This is a genomic window from Rhizobium sp. CFBP 13726, from assembly GCF_014841925.1.
Classification (GTDB): Bacteria; Pseudomonadota; Alphaproteobacteria; order Rhizobiales; family Rhizobiaceae; genus Neorhizobium; species Neorhizobium soli.
The window spans coordinates 1-20,814 of record NZ_JACYUU010000011.1 but is presented as its reverse complement, the minus strand read 5'-3'; the positions used below and the strand labels follow the sequence as shown (position 1 = coordinate 20,814).

General features: G+C 58.0%; 15 protein-coding genes, 1 tRNA gene and 1 pseudogene. 15 read left to right on the top strand and 2 right to left on the bottom strand.

What is annotated here, in order from left to right; translation table 11 throughout:
• Position 1: 1 nt before the first annotated feature.
• Positions 2–1,177, top strand: coding sequence for an elongation factor Tu (gene tuf / locus IFT66_RS23235; protein WP_092662037.1), 1,176 nt, complete (start codon positions 2–4; stop codon positions 1,175–1,177).
• Positions 1,178–1,285: 108 nt separating this feature from the next.
• On the opposite strand, the gene IFT66_RS23230 is transcribed toward tuf, so the two are convergent.
• On the bottom strand, positions 1,286–2,590 hold the full coding sequence (locus IFT66_RS23230; protein ID WP_192079126.1) for a capsule biosynthesis protein: 1,305 nt from the start codon (positions 2,588–2,590) through the stop codon (positions 1,286–1,288).
• A gap of 209 nt (positions 2,591–2,799) precedes the next feature.
• Here IFT66_RS23230 and IFT66_RS23225 point away from each other — a divergent pair, with 209 nt between their 5' ends.
• The 10 genes from IFT66_RS23225 to rpoC all read left to right on the top strand — a co-directional run bounded on the left by IFT66_RS23225 (position 2,800) and on the right by rpoC (position 16,687).
• Positions 2,800–4,194, top strand: a complete 1,395-nt coding sequence (locus tag IFT66_RS23225) for a capsule biosynthesis protein (RefSeq protein ID WP_062580263.1) — start codon at positions 2,800–2,802, stop codon at positions 4,192–4,194.
• A gap of 108 nt (positions 4,195–4,302) precedes the next feature.
• Positions 4,303–4,378, top strand: a tRNA-Trp gene (locus IFT66_RS23220).
• A gap of 195 nt (positions 4,379–4,573) precedes the next feature.
• A complete protein-coding gene (gene secE, locus IFT66_RS23215) occupies positions 4,574–4,774 on the top strand; it encodes a preprotein translocase subunit SecE (RefSeq protein WP_062453170.1) in 201 nt (66 codons plus the stop codon).
• 15 nt (positions 4,775–4,789) lie between these two features.
• On the top strand, positions 4,790–5,320 hold the full coding sequence (nusG, locus tag IFT66_RS23210; RefSeq protein ID WP_062453169.1) for a transcription termination/antitermination protein NusG: 531 nt from the start codon (positions 4,790–4,792) through the stop codon (positions 5,318–5,320).
• A gap of 174 nt (positions 5,321–5,494) precedes the next feature.
• Entirely contained in the window at positions 5,495–5,926 is a 432-nt protein-coding gene (gene rplK / locus IFT66_RS23205) for a 50S ribosomal protein L11 (protein WP_062453168.1), read from the top strand.
• A gap of 1 nt (position 5,927) precedes the next feature.
• Positions 5,928–6,626: a 50S ribosomal protein L1 gene (gene rplA, locus IFT66_RS23200; protein ID WP_062453167.1), complete on the top strand. Its 699-nt coding sequence runs from the start codon at positions 5,928–5,930 to the stop codon at positions 6,624–6,626.
• 337 nt (positions 6,627–6,963) lie between these two features.
• On the top strand, positions 6,964–7,482 hold the full coding sequence (gene rplJ, locus IFT66_RS23195) for a 50S ribosomal protein L10 (RefSeq protein WP_062453166.1): 519 nt from the start codon (positions 6,964–6,966) through the stop codon (positions 7,480–7,482).
• A 55-nt stretch (positions 7,483–7,537) separates the two neighbouring features.
• A complete protein-coding gene (gene rplL / locus IFT66_RS23190) occupies positions 7,538–7,912 on the top strand; it encodes a 50S ribosomal protein L7/L12 (RefSeq protein WP_062453165.1) in 375 nt (124 codons plus the stop codon).
• Positions 7,913–8,159: 247 nt separating this feature from the next.
• Positions 8,160–12,290, top strand: a complete 4,131-nt coding sequence (rpoB, locus tag IFT66_RS23185) for a DNA-directed RNA polymerase subunit beta (protein ID WP_192079125.1) — start codon at positions 8,160–8,162, stop codon at positions 12,288–12,290.
• A gap of 188 nt (positions 12,291–12,478) precedes the next feature.
• On the top strand, positions 12,479–16,687 hold the full coding sequence (gene rpoC / locus IFT66_RS23180) for a DNA-directed RNA polymerase subunit beta' (protein ID WP_092665502.1): 4,209 nt from the start codon (positions 12,479–12,481) through the stop codon (positions 16,685–16,687).
• A 110-nt stretch (positions 16,688–16,797) separates the two neighbouring features.
• Here the strand turns inward: rpoC and IFT66_RS23175 are convergent, their stop codons facing one another.
• The gene (locus IFT66_RS23175) at positions 16,798–17,091 is read right to left on the bottom strand and encodes a hypothetical protein (RefSeq protein WP_062453163.1); all 294 of its coding nucleotides are present in this window, start codon (positions 17,089–17,091) and stop codon (positions 16,798–16,800) included.
• 499 nt (positions 17,092–17,590) lie between these two features.
• On the opposite strand from IFT66_RS23175, the gene rpsL reads away from it, so the two are divergent.
• The 4 genes and pseudogenes from rpsL to IFT66_RS23395 all read left to right on the top strand — a co-directional run.
• Positions 17,591–17,962, top strand: a complete 372-nt coding sequence (gene rpsL / locus IFT66_RS23170) for a 30S ribosomal protein S12 (protein WP_042618537.1) — start codon at positions 17,591–17,593, stop codon at positions 17,960–17,962.
• An 81-nt stretch (positions 17,963–18,043) separates the two neighbouring features.
• Positions 18,044–18,514 (top strand): 30S ribosomal protein S7, encoded by a 471-nt coding sequence (gene rpsG, locus IFT66_RS23165; RefSeq protein WP_062580266.1) that lies wholly within the window; start codon positions 18,044–18,046, stop codon positions 18,512–18,514.
• Between the two features lie 33 nt (positions 18,515–18,547).
• A complete protein-coding gene (fusA, locus tag IFT66_RS23160; protein ID WP_062453161.1) occupies positions 18,548–20,647 on the top strand; it encodes an elongation factor G in 2,100 nt (699 codons plus the stop codon).
• 94 nt (positions 20,648–20,741) lie between these two features.
• Positions 20,742–20,814, top strand: a pseudogene (locus IFT66_RS23395) (GTP-binding protein); the annotation flags it as partial.

The window sequence follows — 20,814 nt, the reverse complement described above, 5'->3', positions numbered from 1 at the left end:
AATGGCAAAGAGCAAGTTTGAGCGCAATAAGCCTCACGTCAACATTGGCACGATCGGTCACGTCGACCACGGCAAGACGTCGCTGACTGCGGCGATCACGAAGTACTTCGGCGAATTCAAGGCCTACGACCAGATCGACGCTGCTCCTGAAGAGAAGGCCCGCGGCATCACCATTTCGACGGCACACGTCGAATACGAGACGCCAAACCGCCACTACGCACACGTCGACTGCCCCGGCCACGCCGACTACGTCAAGAACATGATCACCGGTGCAGCGCAGATGGACGGCGCGATCCTGGTTTGCTCGGCTGCCGACGGCCCGATGCCACAGACCCGCGAGCACATCCTGCTTGCTCGTCAGGTTGGCGTTCCCGCGATCGTCGTGTTCCTCAACAAGGTTGACCAGGTCGACGACGAAGAGCTCCTCGAGCTCGTCGAACTGGAAGTCCGCGAACTTCTGTCGTCCTACGACTTCCCGGGCGACGACATTCCGATCGTCAAGGGTTCGGCTCTGGCCGCTCTCGAAGATTCGAACAAGAAGATCGGCGAAGACGCCGTTCGCGAACTGATGGCAGCTGTCGACGCCTACATCCCGACGCCTGAGCGTCCGATCGACCAGCCGTTCCTGCTGCCGATCGAAGACGTTTTCTCGATCTCGGGCCGTGGTACGGTCGTGACCGGTCGCGTCGAGCGTGGCATCGTCAAGGTTGGTGAAGAAGTCGAAATCGTCGGCATCCGCGCCACGACCAAGACGACGGTTACCGGCGTCGAAATGTTCCGCAAGCTGCTCGACCAGGGCCAGGCCGGCGACAACATCGGCGCTCTGATCCGTGGCGTACAGCGTGACGGCGTCGAGCGTGGCCAGATCCTGTGCAAGCCGGGTTCGGTCAAGCCGCACAAGAAGTTCATGGCAGAAGCCTACATCCTGACGAAGGAAGAAGGCGGCCGTCATACGCCGTTCTTCACGAACTACCGTCCTCAGTTCTACTTCCGTACAACGGACGTGACCGGTATCGTTTCGCTTCCAGAAGGCACGGAAATGGTTATGCCAGGCGACAACGTCACCGTTGAAGTCGAGCTGATCGTTCCGATCGCGATGGAAGAAAAGCTGCGCTTCGCGATCCGCGAAGGCGGTCGTACTGTCGGCGCCGGCATCGTTGCCTCGATCATCGAGTAATCGATAGATCAACCACTTGAAAAAGGCCTCGCGGGAAACCGCGGGGCCTTTTTCGTTACAGCGTGTTGAAATCGGTCAGGAGACGTCCGCAGGGAGCGCGTACGCCGTTCAGCCAAAGAGTTCATTCATATAGCGGAACTGCGTGCTGCCGCCTGGCTTGGCCCAGCTCTTCGGCAGGCGTGGCGCAGGCTCCATCAGCCGTGCTGCAACATTCTCGGCGCCTGCTTCAATCGCGTCTCTCCCGATGAAACCACCGCGGACCTGCGTCGTCGCGGCAAGCGCCCGCTGGAAGGCGTCGAACAGTTCCATGTCCGGCCGTCCCGGATTCGTCCAGAACTCCGCGAGTGGCCCTTGGAACGTCAGCCCGGGGATGTCGTATACCGCAGCGCCCAGCGCAACTACCGGCTTTGCCATCGATAGCGCGGTCAGTCCGACGGTCGAGTTGACTGTGACGACGCCGGCCGCGCGGGTGATAAGGTCGTCGGTGTCGCCCCCATCCGCATAGAAGACACGGTCCGATATTCCGTGGCGGTTTGAGGCGGCCCGGGTTCGCTCGGGCCAGCGCGACAGTCCATTGTCGATCGGATGGACCTTGAACAGCAGGCGGTCGTTACTGCCTGCTTGCTTTGCGAAAGAAGCAATCACCGAATCGACGATGGCGAAGAGGTCGCCGCCGGGGGCGTGACGGATGATCTGGTAATCCCCAGGAAGCTGCAATGGAAACAGGAAGACCCGAGGCAAGCGCACGCCATCCGCCGTCTGGATCGGGGCGAGGGCGGCTGTGGTCGCGAGATCGGCGTTCCGTCGCCGAGATTTCATCCTGAGCGCCTTCCAGATCCAGCCGGCATATTCGCGAACCGGATGCACGGGCCCATGGGTCCGGTAGTGCGGATGAACGAGCCATCCCAAGAGAACATTGGGAACGTGATAGACAAGATCGTAGAGCGCGTAGGTCAAGAAGCTGGAGCGGTAACGTCCGACCCTGTCAATGGCCGGTGCGCTTTCCGCGATCATGCGGATACGCTCCGCATCCTTCGGGAAGCGAGAATGCGCCGACATGCCATCCGGCTCTATCGTCAGCCAGTCGGGCCGCAGATACCCGTGTTCGAGAATATGGACGTCAACGCCTCTGGCTGACGCAACGGCAGCCGCGCTGTGATGCGGCGCACGACCATCACCAAGCATGACGATATCGGTTACATTGTGATCGCTTATGTAGCGATCGAGATACACTGCCCAATGTTCAGGCTTTTCGCGAAACAGTTCGCTTTTGCGCGGCCACCAAAACGCCACATCACCTATGGATAGGTTGATCTTCGATACCTCCGCGCCTTTGTTTTCAATGGCTTCCGAGAGCTTCTTGAGAAACGGCGAGGCGGGTCCTTGAAGCAGCAGGAATCGGCGTTGATGCATGGCGACGTAACCTTGGGATATGCTTCGTGCGTAAAAGGCGCCATTGACGACGGTGGTGCCTTCGTGAAAGTACCGGAACTGTTTAACGGTAATTGTGTGAATTGGCATCCGTCTCACGTACGGGGAGCTGTGTATTACGTCGGGAGAACCCCGATCAGGCTAAACGACCCTCAATTTCATGATCCCGAATCAAGCGGTATTGGCTTCGAATGACAAAAGTCCTGTTTCTCCAAGGTCCACCGTCCGTGTTCTGGCGCGAGCTGGCAAACGCGTTCGAAGCGCAGGGGATCGGTACGAAACGTGTGAACTTCTCGTTCGGAGACCAGGCCTACTGGCGAAAGTCCGGAGCGATCAACTATCGCGGAACGCTGAGGGCCTGGCCACGCTATCTGGCTGAACTCATCCGTCGCGAAGGCATCACCGACATTCTCTATTATGCCGACCGGCTGCCCTACCATCGCTTTGCCGGACGCGTTGCACGTCGGTTGGGCATTCAGTGTCATGCCGTCGAGTTCGGCTATCTTCGGCCGGACTGGATCACGCTCGAACGCAATGGCATGGGCCGCTTCTCGCACTTCCCCAACGATCCGAACGTGATTCGCAAGGTTGCCGAGCAGGTTCCCGAACCGGATCTCAAGGCGCGCTACGGCCACACGTTCGGACAGGAGGCGACAAACGAGGTCATCTATAATCTCCTGGCATATTTCGGCCGCCCGATGTTCCCGTTCTACCGCTCGGACAAGTACTACGATCCGCTGTTCGACTATCTGTCGTGGCTGCCGCGCATGTTCCGTTCGCGCCACGATCTGCCAGAGGGATTTTTCGACGGCGAAACCGGCAAGAATTACCTCCTGGCGCTGCAATTGCAGAGCGACTACCAGATCCGAGCAAACTCTCCTTATCGGCATCTCTCTCAGATGATCGATCAGGTCATCCACTCGTTCTCGAGACATGCTCCCGAGAGCGCGCGGTTGATCGTAAAGCAGCATCCGCTCGACAACGATCTCGAGGGCTGGCGCAAGATCGTGTCGAAGATTGCCGCCCGCTACCGCGTCTCGAACCGGGTCGTGTTTATCGAAAGAGGTGATCTCGGAGCGATCCTTCGCCATTCGCACGGGACGATCGTTGCCAACTCCACGACGGCGATGCACAGCCTGAGAGCCGGTCTTCCGACGATTGCGCTCGGTGCGGCAGTTTACGACATGCCCGGGTTGACCCATCAGGGCGGGATCGACTCGTTCTGGTCTAACCCCGAGCCGCTTGACGCGAACCTGCTGCGCGCCTTCATCAAGGCATTGGCCGGCACGGTACAGATCAAGGGCAATTTCTATCACGAAGAGGGCCGCGCGCTCGCGATCGAATCGATCATTACCCGCGTCCGCGACCGCACCGTCAACGAACCTGGTGCCTTCGTCGAAAAACCGCCGCGTCTGGCATGGCAACGGCTTCCTCTGCCAACAGAGAGGCGCGTGCCGGCGACCGGGACGGCGACGGGCGCCGTCGAGCTTTCAACGCGCGATCTTCTCCTAGGGAAGCCGGATCAAGTCTTGTCCCCGGTCTCGGCAATAGATCTCGGCGACAACGTCGGCGGCAAATTCAGATAGCCTGGCAAAGTTCGAAAAACACTCTTGCCAAGTCCGGCGCAGCGTCTTAAAGGGAGCGCCTAGCCGGTGACGGAGAGGATCTTGATGGTCCGTCAGTCTTCGGTTTGAAGGGGTATAGCTCAGTTGGTAGAGCGGCGGTCTCCAAAACCGCAGGTCGTCGGTTCAAGCCCGGCTGCCCCTGCCAGCCTTCGCACAACACATAGCTTGCGACTGTAATTGATAGGCGCTGAGCGGTTGTTGTCCAAAGTTGGGAATTTCATGTAGGCACCTTTTTCCTCTTGTTTAACGGGAAATGGGTGTTTATGTAGGGAACAACAGACACGCGGTGCGTGGGGCTGAACGATATCGGCTTTACGTGCCGTAATTGCGTGGGCAATCGATGGCATCCAAAACCAATCCGGCAACGTTCTTCAAGCAGGTTCGTTCCGAAGCGTCTAAAATCACTTGGCCATCCCGCCGTGAAACCACGATCTCGACGATCATGGTTCTGGTCATGGTCGTGGTTGCGGCGCTGTTTTTCTTCGCTGCGGACCAGCTTATTGGCTGGTTGCTCGGCTTCGTGCTGAACGTCAGCGTTTGATCCTGGAGTATTAAGATGGCGGCCCGCTGGTACATCGTCCACGCATATTCGAACTTTGAGAAAAAGGTCGCTGAGGACATCGAGAACAAGGCTCGCCAGAAGGGGCTTGAGCATTTGTTCGAACAGATCCTCGTTCCGACGGAAAAGGTTGTGGAAGTGCGTCGCGGCCGAAAGGTTGATAGCGAACGCAAGTTCTTCCCAGGCTACGTCATGGTTCGTGCGAACCTAACGGACGAAGCCTACCATCTGATCAAGAACACGCCGAAGGTTACCGGCTTCCTTGGTTCCGACAACAAGCCTGTTCCGATCCCTGACTCCGAAGCCGATCGTATCCTCGGTCAGGTTCAGGAAGGTGTCGAGCGGCCGAAGTCCTCGATCTCGTTCGAGGTTGGTGAACAGGTTCGTGTTTCCGATGGTCCGTTCGCGTCGTTCAACGGCGTTGTTCAGGATGTCGATGAAGAGCGTTCGCGCCTCAAGGTCGAAGTGTCGATCTTTGGCCGCGCCACTCCGGTGGAGCTCGAATACGCTCAGGTCGAGAAGGTCTGATTGTTTTTGAATATGGGCTGCCATTGAGTTGGCGGCCCTGTGCGGCGTTTGCCGCAACCCGCGTGGAAGGTGAGGGGTCTAGCCGGACCTCGATAAGCCGCACCACGCAACCGCAGCCGCCGGTCAACCCGGCATTTCGGACCAAGATATCGGTCCATAACGAAAGGCAGAGAAATGGCTAAGAAAGTAGCAGGCCAGCTCAAGCTTCAGGTCAAGGCAGGATCGGCTAACCCGTCCCCGCCAATCGGCCCGGCGCTTGGTCAGCGTGGCATCAACATCATGGAATTCTGCAAGGCGTTCAATGCCGCCACGCAGGAAATGGAAAAGGGTATGCCGATCCCGGTCGTCATCACCTACTACCAGGACAAGTCCTTCACCTTCGCGATGAAGCAGCCGCCGGTTACTTATTGGCTGAAGAAGGAAGCGAAGATCACTTCCGGTTCCAAGACACCTGGCAAGGGTGGCAAGGCCGGTACCATCACCAAGGCTCAGGTCCGTGCGATCGCCGAAGGTAAGATGAAGGATCTCAACGCAGCCGACGTCGAAGGCGCAATGCTGATGGTTGAGGGCTCTGCCCGCTCCATGGGCCTGGAAGTGGTGGCTTAACATGGTAAAGCTCGCAAAGCGCATGAAGAAGATCCGCGAAGGCGTGGATCCGACAACGCTCATCGCTCTCACCGAAGCCATCTCGATGGTCAAGGAACGTGCGACGGCTAAGTTCGACGAAACCGTCGAAATCTCGATGAACCTCGGCGTTGACCCGCGTCACGCAGACCAGATGGTCCGCGGCGTTGTCAACCTGCCGAACGGCACCGGCCGTGACGTTCGCGTTGCTGTTTTCGCACGTGGCGCCAAGGCTGATGAAGCCAAGGCTGCTGGTGCAGACATTGTTGGCGCAGAAGACCTGCTGGAAATCGTTCAGGGCGGCAAGATCGACTTCGATCGTTGCATCGCAACTCCTGACATGATGCCGCTCGTCGGTCGTCTCGGTAAGGTTCTCGGCCCGCGTGGCATGATGCCGAACCCGAAGGTCGGTACTGTGACCATGGACGTTGCCGGAGCCGTCAAGGCTTCCAAGGGCGGCGCTGTCGAGTTCCGCGTCGAGAAGGCCGGTATCGTTCACGCCGGCATCGGCAAGGCTTCCTTCGATGCCAAGGCACTCGAAGAAAACATCCGTGCCTTTGCTGACGCCGTCATCAAGGCAAAGCCGGCTGGCGCCAAGGGCAACTACCTGAAGCGCGTCGCGATTTCGTCGACGATGGGCCCAGGCGTCAAGATCGAACCTTCGTCGGTCACAGCCGCTTAATGAATTGCCGGAGCCTTCGGGCTCCGGCTCAATGAATTCCCTCTTCCTTCGGGGAGTGGGAATTTCCGGATAAATCCGGAATTCCTGTCCGAGATTGCAGGTGGTTTTCCCTTAATCACTTGGCCTGCATGAGACGGGTAAGAACGCAGATTTTCGGCGCTCCGGCGTTGTCAATTCGGTTCGAGCCTTGTGTGCCTTAAGCCTGAAGCCTTCTTGGCGACAGAGCGGGGGGACAGGATCCTCAACCGCCACGGACGGTCCGTTAAACGATCGTTCGAGGCAAAGGCAAACCCGGTAGGGCCTGCAGGATTGCGGTCCTATCAACTGGAGACAGACAGTGGAAAGAGCGGAAAAACGCGAATTCGTCACGGAGCTGAATGAAGTCTTCAAGGCTTCTGGTTCAGTTGTCGTGGCCCACTATGCTGGTGTCACAGTTGCGCAGATGAACGACTTCCGTTCAAAAATGCGTGCTGCTGGCGGCACCGTCAAAGTCGCGAAGAACCGCCTGGCCAAGATCGCTCTTCAGGGTACGGAAGCAGAAGGGATCTCCGATCTCTTCACCGGTCAGACACTCATTGCCTACAGCAATGACCCGATCACTGCTCCCAAAGTCGTCGTGGATTTCGCCAAGACCAACGACAAGATCGTTGTCCTCGGTGGAGCCATGGGAACAACCACGCTCAACGCAGAAGCAGTCAAGTCGCTTGCGACCCTGCCTTCGCTGGACGAGCTTCGTGGCAAGCTGCTGGGCCTCTTGAACGCCCCGGCTACCCGCATTGCAACGGTTGTATCCGCACCAGCAGCTCAGCTTGCTCGCGTGTTTGCGGCTTACTCAAAGAAGGACGAAGCCGCGTAAGGCGGTTTTTCGCTGTTCAAAACCAAGTTCGAACCGAATATAAGGAACTGATAAAATGGCTGATCTCGCAAAGATCGTTGAAGACCTGTCCGCCCTGACCGTTCTGGAAGCTGCTGAGCTTTCCAAGATGCTCGAAGAAAAGTGGGGCGTTTCGGCTGCTGCTCCTGTCGCAGCTGCTGCTGCTGGCGGCGGTGCTGCTGCTGTCGTTGAAGAAGAAAAGACCGAATTCGACGTTATCCTCGTTGAAGCCGGCGCTAACAAGATCAACGTCATCAAGGAAGTCCGCGCAATCACAGGTCTCGGCCTGAAGGAAGCTAAGGACCTCGTCGAAGGCGCTCCTAAGGCTGTCAAGGAAGCCGTTTCCAAGGCTGAAGCTGCAGACCTCAAGAAGAAGCTTGAAGACGCAGGCGCCAAGGTCGACGTCAAGTAATATCGGAATACGGTGGGGGAGATCAGTCTCCCCCGCTTTCTTCCTCCGAAACTATTACCCAGGGATCGTGAAAACGGCCCCTGGGTAATGGGTTCTCAAGAGGATGGTCCTGAACCGAACCGAGAAGGCAATCCGGCCTTTCGCTTTCGGGAAGTAGGACGAGTTTGAGAATACCATGTTCGACGGGATCGACTGGCCAGCGAACCCCGTCCGTTGCAGGCCCGGATGCAATTTTGAAGGAGCGACGATGGCTCAGACCCTTTCATTTAACGGTCGCAGGCGCGTACGCAAGTTTTTTGGGAAAATCCCCGAAGTCACAGAAATGCCGAACCTCATCGAGGTTCAGAAGGCGTCTTACGATCAGTTTCTGATGGTTGAAGAGCCGAAGGGTGGTCGTCCGGACGAAGGTTTGAACTCCGTGTTCAGGTCTGTCTTCCCGATCAGCGATTTCTCCGGCGCTTCCATGCTCGAATTCGTGTCCTACGAATTCGAACCGCCGAAGTTCGACGTCGAAGAATGCCGTCAGCGCGATCTGACCTACGCAGCGCCTCTCAAGGTGACGCTGCGTCTCATCGTGTTTGATATCGACGAGGATACGGGCGCGAAGTCCATCAAGGACATCAAGGAACAGTCCGTCTACATGGGCGACATGCCGCTCATGACCGACAACGGCACGTTCATCGTGAACGGTACCGAGCGCGTCATCGTGTCTCAGATGCACCGTTCGCCAGGCGTGTTCTTCGACCACGACAAGGGCAAGAGCCACTCTTCCGGCAAGCTGCTTTTTGCTGCTCGCGTCATTCCGTATCGCGGTTCCTGGCTCGACATCGAATTCGACGCCAAGGACATCGTCTACGCGCGTATCGACCGTCGCCGCAAGATCCCCGTCTCGTCGCTGCTGATGGCACTCGGCATGGACGGCGAAGAAATCCTGTCGACGTTCTATACGAAGTCCAACTATGTTCGCGACGGCGAAGGCTGGCGCATTCCGTTCAACGCCGAAACCCTCAAGGGTGCCAAGGCGCTGTCGGAAATGGTTGACGCCGACACCGGCGAAGTCGTTGTGGAATCCGGCAAGAAGCTGACCCCGCGTCTGCTTCGTTCGCTGACCGAGAAGGGCCTCAAGGCCATCAAGGCAACGAATGACGATCTCTACGGCAACTATCTGGCCGAAGACATCGTCAACTACTCGACGGGTGAGATCTATCTCGAAGCCGGCGACGAAATCGACGAGAAGACCCTCAAGGTCATCCTCGACCACGGTTTCGACGAGATCCCGGTTCTCGGCATCGACCACATCAATGTTGGCGCCTACATCCGCAACACGCTGGCTGCAGACAAGAACGAGCATCGTCAGGATGCACTGTTCGACATCTACCGCGTCATGCGTCCGGGCGAGCCGCCGACGATGGATTCGGCCGAAGCCATGTTCAACTCGCTGTTCTTCGATTCGGAGCGTTACGATCTCTCCGCCGTCGGCCGCGTCAAGATGAATATGCGTCTCGACGTCGACGCTCCAGACACGATGCGCGTTCTGCGCAAGGACGATATCCTGGCCGTGGTCCGGATGCTCGTCGAACTGCGTGACGGCAAGGGCGAAATCGACGACATCGACAACCTCGGCAACCGCCGCGTTCGTTCTGTCGGCGAACTGATGGAAAATCAGTACCGTCTCGGTCTGCTCCGCATGGAGCGCGCCATCAAGGAACGCATGTCGTCGATCGAGATCGACACCGTCATGCCGCAGGACCTGATCAATGCGAAGCCGGCTGCTGCCGCGGTTCGCGAATTCTTCGGTTCCTCGCAGCTGTCGCAGTTCATGGACCAGGTGAACCCGCTTTCGGAAATCACCCACAAGCGTCGTCTTTCGGCACTTGGCCCGGGTGGTCTGACCCGCGAGCGCGCAGGCTTCGAAGTCCGCGACGTTCATCCGACCCACTACGGCCGTATTTGCCCGATTGAAACGCCGGAAGGCCCTAACATCGGTCTGATCAACTCGCTTGCAACCTTTGCCCGTGTGAACAAGTACGGCTTCATCGAAAGCCCGTACCGCAAGATCATCGATGGCAAGGTCACGAAGGACGTCGTCTATCTCTCCGCTATGGAAGAGGCGAAGTACTACGTTGCGCAGGCGAACTCGGAACTCACCTCCGAAGGCACCTTCGTTGAAGAGTTCGTGGTCTGCCGCCATTCCGGCGAAGTCATGCTGTCCCCGCGCGACACCGTCAACCTGATGGACGTTTCGCCAAAGCAGCTCGTCTCCGTCGCAGCGGCTCTGATCCCGTTCCTCGAAAACGACGACGCCAACCGCGCCCTCATGGGTTCCAACATGCAGCGTCAGGCGGTTCCGCTGGTTCGCGCCGAAGCGCCGTTCGTCGGCACCGGCATGGAGCCTGTGGTAGCGCGTGACTCCGGCGCGGCGATCGCTGCCCGCCGTAGCGGTGTTGTGGACCAAGTGGATGCGACCCGTATCGTTATCCGTGCAACGGAAGACCTCGAATCCGGCAAGTCCGGCGTCGATATCTACCGCCTGCAGAAGTTCCAGCGCTCCAACCAGAATACCTGCGTCAACCAGCGTCCGCTGGTCGCCGTCGGCGACATTCTGAACAAGGGCGACATCATCGCTGACGGTCCTTCGACCGACCTCGGTGACCTGGCTCTTGGCCGCAACGCGCTCGTCGCGTTCATGCCTTGGAACGGCTACAACTACGAAGACTCGATCCTCATGTCCGAGCGCATCGTGTCTGACGACGTGTTCACCTCCATCCACATCGAGGAATTCGAAGTGATGGCGCGTGACACGAAGCTTGGTCCTGAAGAAATCACGCGCGACATTCCGAACGTATCGGAAGAAGCGCTGAAGAACCTCGACGAAGCCGGCATCGTCTATATTGGCGCCGAAGTTCAGCCGGGCGACATCCTCGTCGGCAAGATCACACCGAAGGGCGAAAGCCCGATGACGCCTGAAGAAAAGCTTCTGCGCGCCATCTTCGGTGAAAAGGCTTCCGACGTTCGCGACACGTCCATGCGTATGCCTCCGGGCACGTTCGGCACCGTCGTCGAAGTTCGCGTCTTCAACCGTCACGGCGTCGAAAAGGACGAACGTGCGATGGCGATCGAACGCGAGGAAATCGAACGCCTCGCCAAGGACCGCGACGACGAACAGGCGATCCTCGACCGTAACGTCTACGGCCGTCTGATCGAGATGCTCCGTGGTCAGGCGTCTGTCGCCGGTCCGAAGGGCTTCAAGAAGGGCGTCGAGCTCTCCAACGCCGTCGTCTCCGAATATCCCCGCTCCCAGTGGTGGATGTTCGCGGTCGAAGACGAAAAGGTCCAGGGCGAGATCGAAGCACTGCGTGGTCAGTACGACGAGTCGAAGTCGCTGCTCGAGCATCGCTTCATGGACAAGGTCGAAAAGGTCCAGCGCGGCGACGAAATGCCTCCGGGCGTCATGAAGATGGTCAAGGTTTTTGTCGCTGTGAAGCGCAAGATCCAGCCGGGCGACAAGATGGCTGGCCGTCACGGTAACAAGGGCGTTGTTTCGCGTATCGTGCCTGTCGAAGACATGCCGTTCCTCGAAGACGGTACCCACGTCGACATCTGCTTGAACCCGCTGGGCGTGCCTTCGCGCATGAACGTCGGTCAGATCCTCGAAACCCACCTTGCCTGGGCTTGCGCCGGCATGGGTAAGAAGATCGGCGAGCTGCTCGACGAATACCGCAAGACCATGGACATCGGCGAGCTGAAGACAGTTCTGACCGACGTGTACTCCAGCGAAGCCAAGAACGAAGTCGTTGACTTCGACGATGACTCGCTGGTCCGGCTTGCCGAACAGTCCCGCAAGGGCGTCTCCATCGCAACGCCGGTTTTCGACGGTGCGCATGAACCAGACGTTGCTTCGATGCTGAAGAAGGCCGGTCTGCACGAAAGTGGTCAGTCGACCCTGTACGACGGTCGTACCGGTGAAGCCTTCGACCGTCAGGTGACTGTCGGCTACATGTACATGATCAAGCTGAACCACCTTGTGGATGACAAGATCCACGCGCGTTCGATTGGTCCGTACTCGCTCGTCACCCAGCAGCCGCTCGGTGGTAAGGCTCAGTTCGGTGGTCAGCGCTTCGGGGAAATGGAAGTCTGGGCTCTGGAAGCTTACGGCGCCGCCTACACCCTGCAGGAAATGCTGACGGTGAAGTCGGATGACGTGGCAGGTCGTACCAAGGTCTACGAGGCGATCGTCCGAGGCGACGACACGTTCGAGGCAGGCATTCCGGAGAGCTTCAACGTTCTCGTCAAGGAAATGCGCTCGCTGGGTCTGTCGGTCGAACTGGAAAATTCCAAGCTCGATACGGCTGACGCACTGCCCGACGCGGCTGAATAAAATTTGACAAGGGGCGTGCGGGGGCAACCGCGCACGCCATTCCTTCCGCCGGTGAAGTTAGCACCGGGAGAGGGGAGTTTTGCCGCATTCTGCGGTTATTGTCATTTATGGGTCGAGGATTGGCATCCCGGGAATTTGCCAGTACCGCGACCCGACTGAGGGCGTAACGCCCCATCAAGGAGACAGGCATGAACCAAGAGGTCATGAACCTTTTCAACCCGACAGTGCCCGCACAGCACTTCGATTCGATCCGGATCTCGATTGCGAGCCCGGAAAAGATCCTGTCGTGGTCCTACGGCGAGATCAAGAAGCCGGAAACGATCAACTATCGTACGTTCAAGCCTGAACGCGATGGTCTTTTCTGCGCGCGCATTTTCGGACCTATCAAGGACTACGAATGCCTGTGCGGCAAGTACAAGCGCATGAAGTACAAGGGCATCATCTGCGAAAAGTGCGGCGTTGAAGTCACGCTGTCGCGCGTTCGCCGCGAGCGCATGGGCCATATCGAACTTGCTGCGCCTGTTGCCCACATCTGGTTCCTGAAGTCGCTGCCTTCGCGTATCTCGACACTGCTCGACATGACGCTGAAGGATGTCGAACGCGTTCTGTATTTCGAGAACTACATCGTCACTGAGCCTGGCCTGACGTCGCTGAAGGAAAATCAGCTTCTGTCGGAAGAGGAATACATGATCGCCATCGACGAGTTCGGTGAAGATCAGTTCACGGCGATGATCGGTGCTGAAGCCATCTACGAGATGCTGGCATCGATGAATCTCGAAAAGATCGCTGGTGACCTTCGCACGGACCTTGCTGAGACCACATCGGATCTCAAGCAGAAGAAGCTGATGAAGCGCCTGAAGATCGTCGAGAACTTCATGGAATCCGGCAACCGCCCGGAATGGATGATCATGAAGGTCGTTCCGGTCATCCCACCGGATCTGCGCCCGCTGGTTCCGCTTGACGGCGGCCGTTTCGCGACGTCCGACCTCAACGATCTGTACCGCCGCGTCATCAACCGTAACAACCGTCTGAAGCGCCTGATCGAACTGCGCGCTCCCGGCATCATCATCCGCAACGAAAAGCGCATGCTGCAGGAATCTGTGGACGCGCTGTTCGACAACGGCCGTCGTGGCCGCGTCATCACCGGTGCCAACAAGCGTCCGCTGAAGTCGCTGTCCGACATGCTCAAGGGCAAGCAGGGCCGCTTCCGCCAGAACCTTCTCGGCAAGCGCGTCGACTATTCCGGTCGTTCGGTCATCGTGACCGGTCCGGAACTGAAGCTGCACCAGTGCGGCCTGCCGAAGAAGATGGCGCTCGAGCTGTTCAAGCCGTTCATCTACGCCCGTCTCGACGCCAAGGGTTATTCCTCGACCGTCAAGCAGGCGAAGAAGCTGGTTGAAAAGGAAAAGCCAGAAGTTTGGGATATCCTCGACGAGGTCATCCGCGAGCATCCGGTTCTTCTGAACCGCGCACCGACGCTGCACCGTCTGGGCATCCAGGCTTTCGAACCGATCCTGGTTGAAGGCAAGGCCATCCAGCTGCATCCGCTCGTCTGCACGGCCTTCAACGCCGACTTCGACGGTGACCAGATGGCTGTTCACGTGCCGCTCTCGCTGGAAGCCCAGCTTGAAGCCCGCGTGCTCATGATGTCGACGAACAACATTCTGCATCCGGCAAACGGCGCACCGATCATCGTTCCTTCGCAGGACATGGTTCTCGGCCTGTACTATCTGTCGATCCTCAATCAGAACGAGCCGGGCGAAGGCATGGTCTTCTCGGACATGGGCGAACTGCACCATGCTCTGGAAAACAAGGTCGTCACCCTGCACGCCAAGATTCGCGGTCGTTTCAAGACGGTCGACGAGGACGGCAAGCCGGTTTCCAAGATCTATGAAACGACACCTGGTCGTATGATCATCGGCGAACTTCTGCCGAAGAACTTCAAGGTGCCGTACGAGACCTGCAACCAGGAAATGACCAAGAAGAACATCTCCAAGATGATCGACACGGTCTACCGCCACTGCGGTCAGAAGGACACGGTCATTTTCTGCGACCGTATCATGCAGCTCGGCTTCACCCATGCGTGCAAGGCTGGCATTTCGTTCGGTAAGGACGACATGATCATCCCGGACTCGAAGGTGAAAATCGTCGGTGATACCGAAGCCCTCGTGAAGGAATACGAACAGCAGTACAACGACGGCCTGATCACTCAGGGCGAGAAGTACAACAAGGTCGTAGACGCCTGGGGTAAGGCCACCGAGAAGGTCGCCGAAGACATGATGGCCCGCATTAAGGCTGTCGAATTCGACGCAGAGACCGGTCGCCAGAAGCCGATGAACGCGATCTACATGATGTCCCACTCCGGCGCCCGTGGTTCACCGAACCAGATGCGTCAGCTGGGCGGCATGCGCGGCCTGATGGCGAAGCCGTCGGGTGAAATCATCGAGACCCCGATCATCTCGAACTTCAAAGAAGGCCTGACCGTTAACGAGTACTTCAACTCGACCCACGGTGCCCGTAAGGGTCTCGCAGACACCGCCTTGAAGACGGCGAACTCCGGTTACCTGACCCGTCGTCTCGTCGACGTGGCCCAGGACTGCATCGTCAACATGGTCGATTGCGGCACCGAGAGCGGTCTCACCATGACCGCCATCGTTGACGCCGGTCAGGTTGTTGCGTCCATCGGTACCCGCGTTCTCGGTCGTACGGCCCTCGACGACATCGATCATCCAGTCACGGGTGAGCGCATCGTCGATGCTGGTCGCATGATCCTCGAGCCCGATGTCATCGAGATCGAAAAGGCTGGCATTCAGTCGATCCGTATCCGCTCTGCACTGACCTGCGAAGTTCAGACAGGCGTATGCTCGATCTGCTACGGCCGTGACCTTGCGCGCGGTACCCCGGTCAACATGGGTGAGGCTGTCGGCGTTATCGCTGCTCAGTCGATCGGTGAGCCGGGTACCCAGCTGACCATGCGTACGTTCCACTTGGGCGGTACGGCTAACGTGGTCGACTCGTCGTTCCTGGAAGCGTCCTATGAGGGCACGATCCAGATCAAGAACCGCAACATGCTGCGCAACTCGGAAAACGTTCTTGTCGCGATGGGCCGCAACATGTCGGTCACCATTCTCGACGAGCGTGGTGTCGAGCGTTCCTCGCAGCGCGTCGCCTACGGTTCGAAGCTGCATGTCGATGACGGCGACAAGGTTCGTCGTGGTCAGCGTCTTGCAGAGTGGGACCCCTACACACGCCCGATGATGACGGAAGTCGCCGGTACGGTGTTCTTCGAGGACATGGTCGACTCGATTTCGGTATCGGAATCGACCGACGAATCCACGGGTATCACCAAGCGTCAGGTTATCGACTGGCGTTCGACCCCGCGCGGTATCGATCTGAAGCCTGCAATCGTCATCAAGGACGCTTCGGGTGCGATCATGAAGCTGTCGCGTGGTGGTGACGCCCGCTTCAACCTCAACGTCGATGCCATCCTGTCCGTAGAACCGGGCAGCAAGGTATCGCAGGGCGATGTTCTGGCGCGTATCCCGATGGAAAGCGCCAAGACCAAGGACATCACCGGTGGTCTGCCGCGCGTTGCCGAACTGTTCGAAGCTCGTCGTCCGAAGGACCACGCCATCATCGCTGAGATCGATGGTACGATCCGCCTCGGCCGCGACTACAAGAATAAGCGTCGCGTCCAGATCGAGCCTGCCGAAGACGGTGTCGAAGCAGTCGAATACCTGATCCCGAAGGGCAAGCCCTTCCACCTTCAGGAAGGCGACTACATCGAAAAGGGCGACTACATCCTCGACGGCAATCCTGCGCCGCACGACATCCTGGCGATCAAGGGTGTGGAAGCACTCGCTTCCTACCTGGTCAACGAAATCCAGGAAGTCTACCGTCTGCAGGGCGTTGTGATCAACGACAAGCACATCGAAGTGATTGTTCGTCAGATGCTTCAGAAGGTCGAGATCACCGATAGCGGCGACAGCCAGTATATCGTCGGTGACAATGTCGACCGGATCGAACTTGACGATGCCAATGACCGTCTCATCGAGGAAGGCAAGAAGCCTGCCTTCGGCGACCCGGTACTCCTCGGCATCACCAAGGCATCGCTGCAGACGCCGTCCTTCATCTCGGCTGCATCCTTCCAGGAAACCACCAAGGTTCTCACGGAAGCTGCAATCGCCGGCAAGACGGATACGCTGCAGGGTCTGAAGGAAAACGTCATCGTCGGCCGTCTCATCCCGGCTGGTACTGGCGGCACCATGACGCAGATCCGCCGCATCGCCACTTCGCGCGACGACCTCATCCTTGAGGAACGCAAGAAGGGCTCCGGCGCTGGCTCGGCTACACCGATGCTGCAGAACATGAACCCGGAAAAGACTCCGGCCGAATAAGGCTGCGAGGGTAGGGCGCCCGGAAACGGGCGCTCTCTTTTCAGGAACGCACGACAAAAAAACGCCCGGAGCGATCCGGGCGTTTTTGTTTTGCTGTATTCAGACAATGGTCAGTCGAAGCGGATGATCGCGACTTCGCCCTCAAGCGCACCTTGATAGGCGGACGCATGCGGTTCTTCCGGCGGCTCGTCGGTCAGGACGCCGATCTGATCGAGGTCGGCCTCTAGGAAGCCTTCTTCGGTGAGCGCGTTCAGCGCCTCGCGTACGGCGGAGTCATCGTCGGGTGCCCGCAGGATGACATGCATCTCGATGCCTTCGCCGCCCTTGGTCTCGTAAGCCTTGCCGATGATGATGAAAATCATCGGGTCATCGAGCGTGTTGTCGTTATCGGCGGGGTTTGCCATGTGCAATCTCCAGGTAAAGGGGCTGACGCTTCATTGTCATCAAGAGGCAAGAGCGAGGAATGTTCCAAAACCTCCTTTATTGCCATATTCAGTGATTCCCAAACGGAAATGCCGGGGTCAAACTTTAATGTTTTGCGGCGGCTTTTCAGGAGATCGAAAACCCCGGTAAACAAGGCTTTCCGCCATTATTTTCGGGCCAGCTCTTGACGCAGAAGGGTTAAGTCAGTAAACGCCGCGGCATCGGACACCATGTGAGACATGTGCGTCTGGAGAGTCTTTCTCCGGAGTTCGCCTCAAACAGGTTTCCAAAAAACGCACGTTGACTACAAGAATGCTGCACGCACGACGCGTTTTCAATGCGTCCTCTGCCTTATGTGGTCCATCCGGATACGGATCGGGCCACGTTTCGTGCATGAGGAGATGTGTGTGTCGCCGCCGGAAACGGCATCCGAATGGTCCCGAAAGGGGCTTGAAAGAAGATTTTGCAAGGGATGGGTATATGCCTACCGTAAACCAGCTGATCCGTAAGCCACGCCAGGCACAGGTAAAGCGCAACAAGGTTCCTGCTCTGCAGGAAAACCCGCAGAAGCGCGGCGTTTGCACCCGCGTTTATACGACGACCCCGAAGAAGCCGAACTCGGCTCTGCGTAAGGTTGCCAAGATTCGCCTCACCAATGGCTTCGAAGTCATCGGCTACATTCCGGGTGAAGGTCACAACCTGCAGGAACACTCTGTCGTCATGATCCGTGGCGGCCGCGTAAAGGACTTGCCAGGCGTTCGTTACCACGTCATCCGCGGCGTTCTCGATACCCAGGGCGTCAAGAACCGTAAGCAGCGCCGTTCGAAGTATGGTGCGAAGCGTCCGAAGTAATCCTTCGGATTTCCAATTTTCCGGCGCTGCGCGAGGTTCTCCGCGTGATAAAGCGTCTAAACCGTTTGAGAGACGAGTAATATGTCCCGACGCCATAGTGCAGAAAAGCGTGAGATCAATCCGGACCCTAAGTTCGGCGATTTGATCGTCACCAAGTTCATGAATGCCATCATGCTTCACGGCAAGAAGTCTGTCGCCGAAAGCATTGTCTACGGTGCGTTTGACTCCGTGCAGGGCAAGGCCAAGTCCGATCCGCTCGGCATCTTCCACACAGCCCTCGACAACGTCGCTCCGCACGTCGAAGTCCGTTCGCGTCGCGTTGGTGGTGCAACCTACCAGGTCCCGGTCGACGTTCGCCCGGAGCGCCGTCAGGCTCTCGCCATCCGCTGGCTGATTGCTGCTGCCCGCAAGCGTAACGAAACCACCATGATCGATCGCCTCTCGGGCGAACTCATGGATGCTTCGAACAACCGTGGCAGCGCCGTCAAGAAGCGTGAAGACACCCACAAGATGGCGGACGCAAACCGCGCATTCTCGCATTACCGTTGGTAATCTTCACCCGATCGAGTTTCGAAAGGCAGTCCTATGGCTCGCGAATATAAAATCGAAGACTACCGCAACTTTGGTATCATGGCGCATATCGACGCCGGCAAGACCACGACCACAGAGCGGATTCTTTACTACACGGGCAAGTCGCACAAGATCGGCGAAGTTCATGATGGCGCAGCCACCATGGACTGGATGGAGCAGGAGCAGGAGCGTGGGATCACCATCACCTCCGCTGCGACCACGACCTTCTGGAAGGGCCGTGACGGCAAGATGCGCCGCTTCAACATCATCGACACTCCCGGCCACGTCGACTTCACCATTGAAGTCGAACGTTCGCTGCGCGTGCTCGACGGTGCGATCGCTCTTCTCGACGCAAACGCCGGCGTAGAGCCGCAGACGGAAACCGTCTGGCGTCAGGCCGAGAAGTACCATGTCCCGCGGATGATCTTCTGCAACAAGATGGACAAGACCGGCGCTGACTTCTACCGCTCGGTAGAAATGATCAAAACCCGTCTCGGCGCCATCGCTGTTGTCATGCAGCTCCCGATCGGTGCAGAAACCGAGTTCAAGGGCGTCATCGATCTCATCGAGATGAATGCCCTGATCTGGCGCGACGAGTCGCTCGGCGCTGCCTGGGACGTCGTCGAGATTCCTGACGACATGAAGGAAAAGGCTGCCGAATACCGCGAGAAGATGATCGAACAGGTCGTCGATATCGATGAAGAAGCCATGGAAAACTACTTGAACGGCATCATGCCGGACAATGACAAGATCCGTGCGCTGGTTCGTCGTGGTACCATCGACGTCAAGTTCCATCCGATGTTCTGCGGCACTGCGTTCAAGAACAAGGGCGTTCAGCCTTTGCTCGACGCCGTTGTCGAATATCTGCCTTCGCCGCTCGACATCCCGTCCATCAACGGTATCGACGTCAAGACCGAAGCCGAAATCGCCCGTCATCCGTCGGATGATGAGCCGCTTTCGATGCTGGCCTTCAAGATCATGAACGACCCCTTCGTTGGTTCGCTCACCTTCGCCCGTATCTATTCCGGCAAGCTCACCAAGGGCACGGCCGTCATGAACACGGTCAAGGAAAAGCGCGAGCGCGTCGGCCGCATGCTGCAGATGCACTCCAACTCCCGTGAAGACATCGAAGAAGCCTTTGCAGGCGACATCGTGGCTCTCGCAGGTCTCAAGGAAACCACGACCGGCGACACCCTGTGTGATCCGCTGCACCCGGTTATCCTCGAGCGCATGGAATTCCCTGAGCCGGTCATCCAGATCGCGATCGAACCGAAGACCAAGGGCGACCAGGAAAAGATGGGCCTCGCGCTTAACCGCCTGGCTGCTGAAGATCCTTCGTTCCGCGTCAAGACGGATGAAGAGTCTGGTCAGACGATCATCGCCGGCATGGGCGAACTGCATCTCGACATCCTCGTCGACCGCATGCGCCGTGAATTCAAGGTAGAAGCTACTGTCGGCGCGCCGCAGGTTGCCTACCGCGAAACCATCACACGCACGCACGAAGAAGATTACACGCACAAGAAGCAGTCCGGTGGTACCGGTCAGTTCGCGCGCGTCAAGATCGTCTTCGAACCGAACCCGGATGGCGACGAATTCAAGTTCGAATCCAAGATCGTTGGTGGTTCCATTCCGAAGGAATACATCCCCGGCGTTCAGAAGGGTATCGAAAGCGTTCTGTCTTCGGGTCCGCTCGCGGGCTTCCCGATGCTCGGCGTCAAGGCAACCCTGATGGATGGCGCGTTCCACGACGTCGACTCCTCGGTCCTCGCGTTCGAAATCGCATCGCGTGCTTGCTTCCGTGAAGCGGCAAAGAAGGCTGGCGCACAGCTTCTCGAGCCGATGATGAAGGTCGAAGTTGTGACCCCGGAAGATTACGTCGGTGACGTGATCGGCGACTTGAACTCCCGTCGTGGCCAGATCCAGGGCCAGGAACAGCGCGGCATCGCGATCGTTATCAACGCTCACGTTCCGCTCGCGAACATGTTCAAGTACGTCGACAACCTGCGCTCCATGTCGCAGGGCCGTGCACAGTATTCGATGACCTTCGATCACTACGCACCGGTTCCGTCGAACGTCGCGACCGAAATCCAGGCTAAGTATTCCGGTCAGAAGTAATCGGAATACCGATCCAAAATACGCCTCGGCCTAGTGCCGGGGCGACAACAAGAATTGGAGCCCTTGAGGGCTCACGCAAAATGGAGAGCCGGAAATGGCAAAGAGCAAGTTTGAGCGCAATAAGCCTCACGTCAACATTGGCACGATCGGTCACGTCGACCACGGCA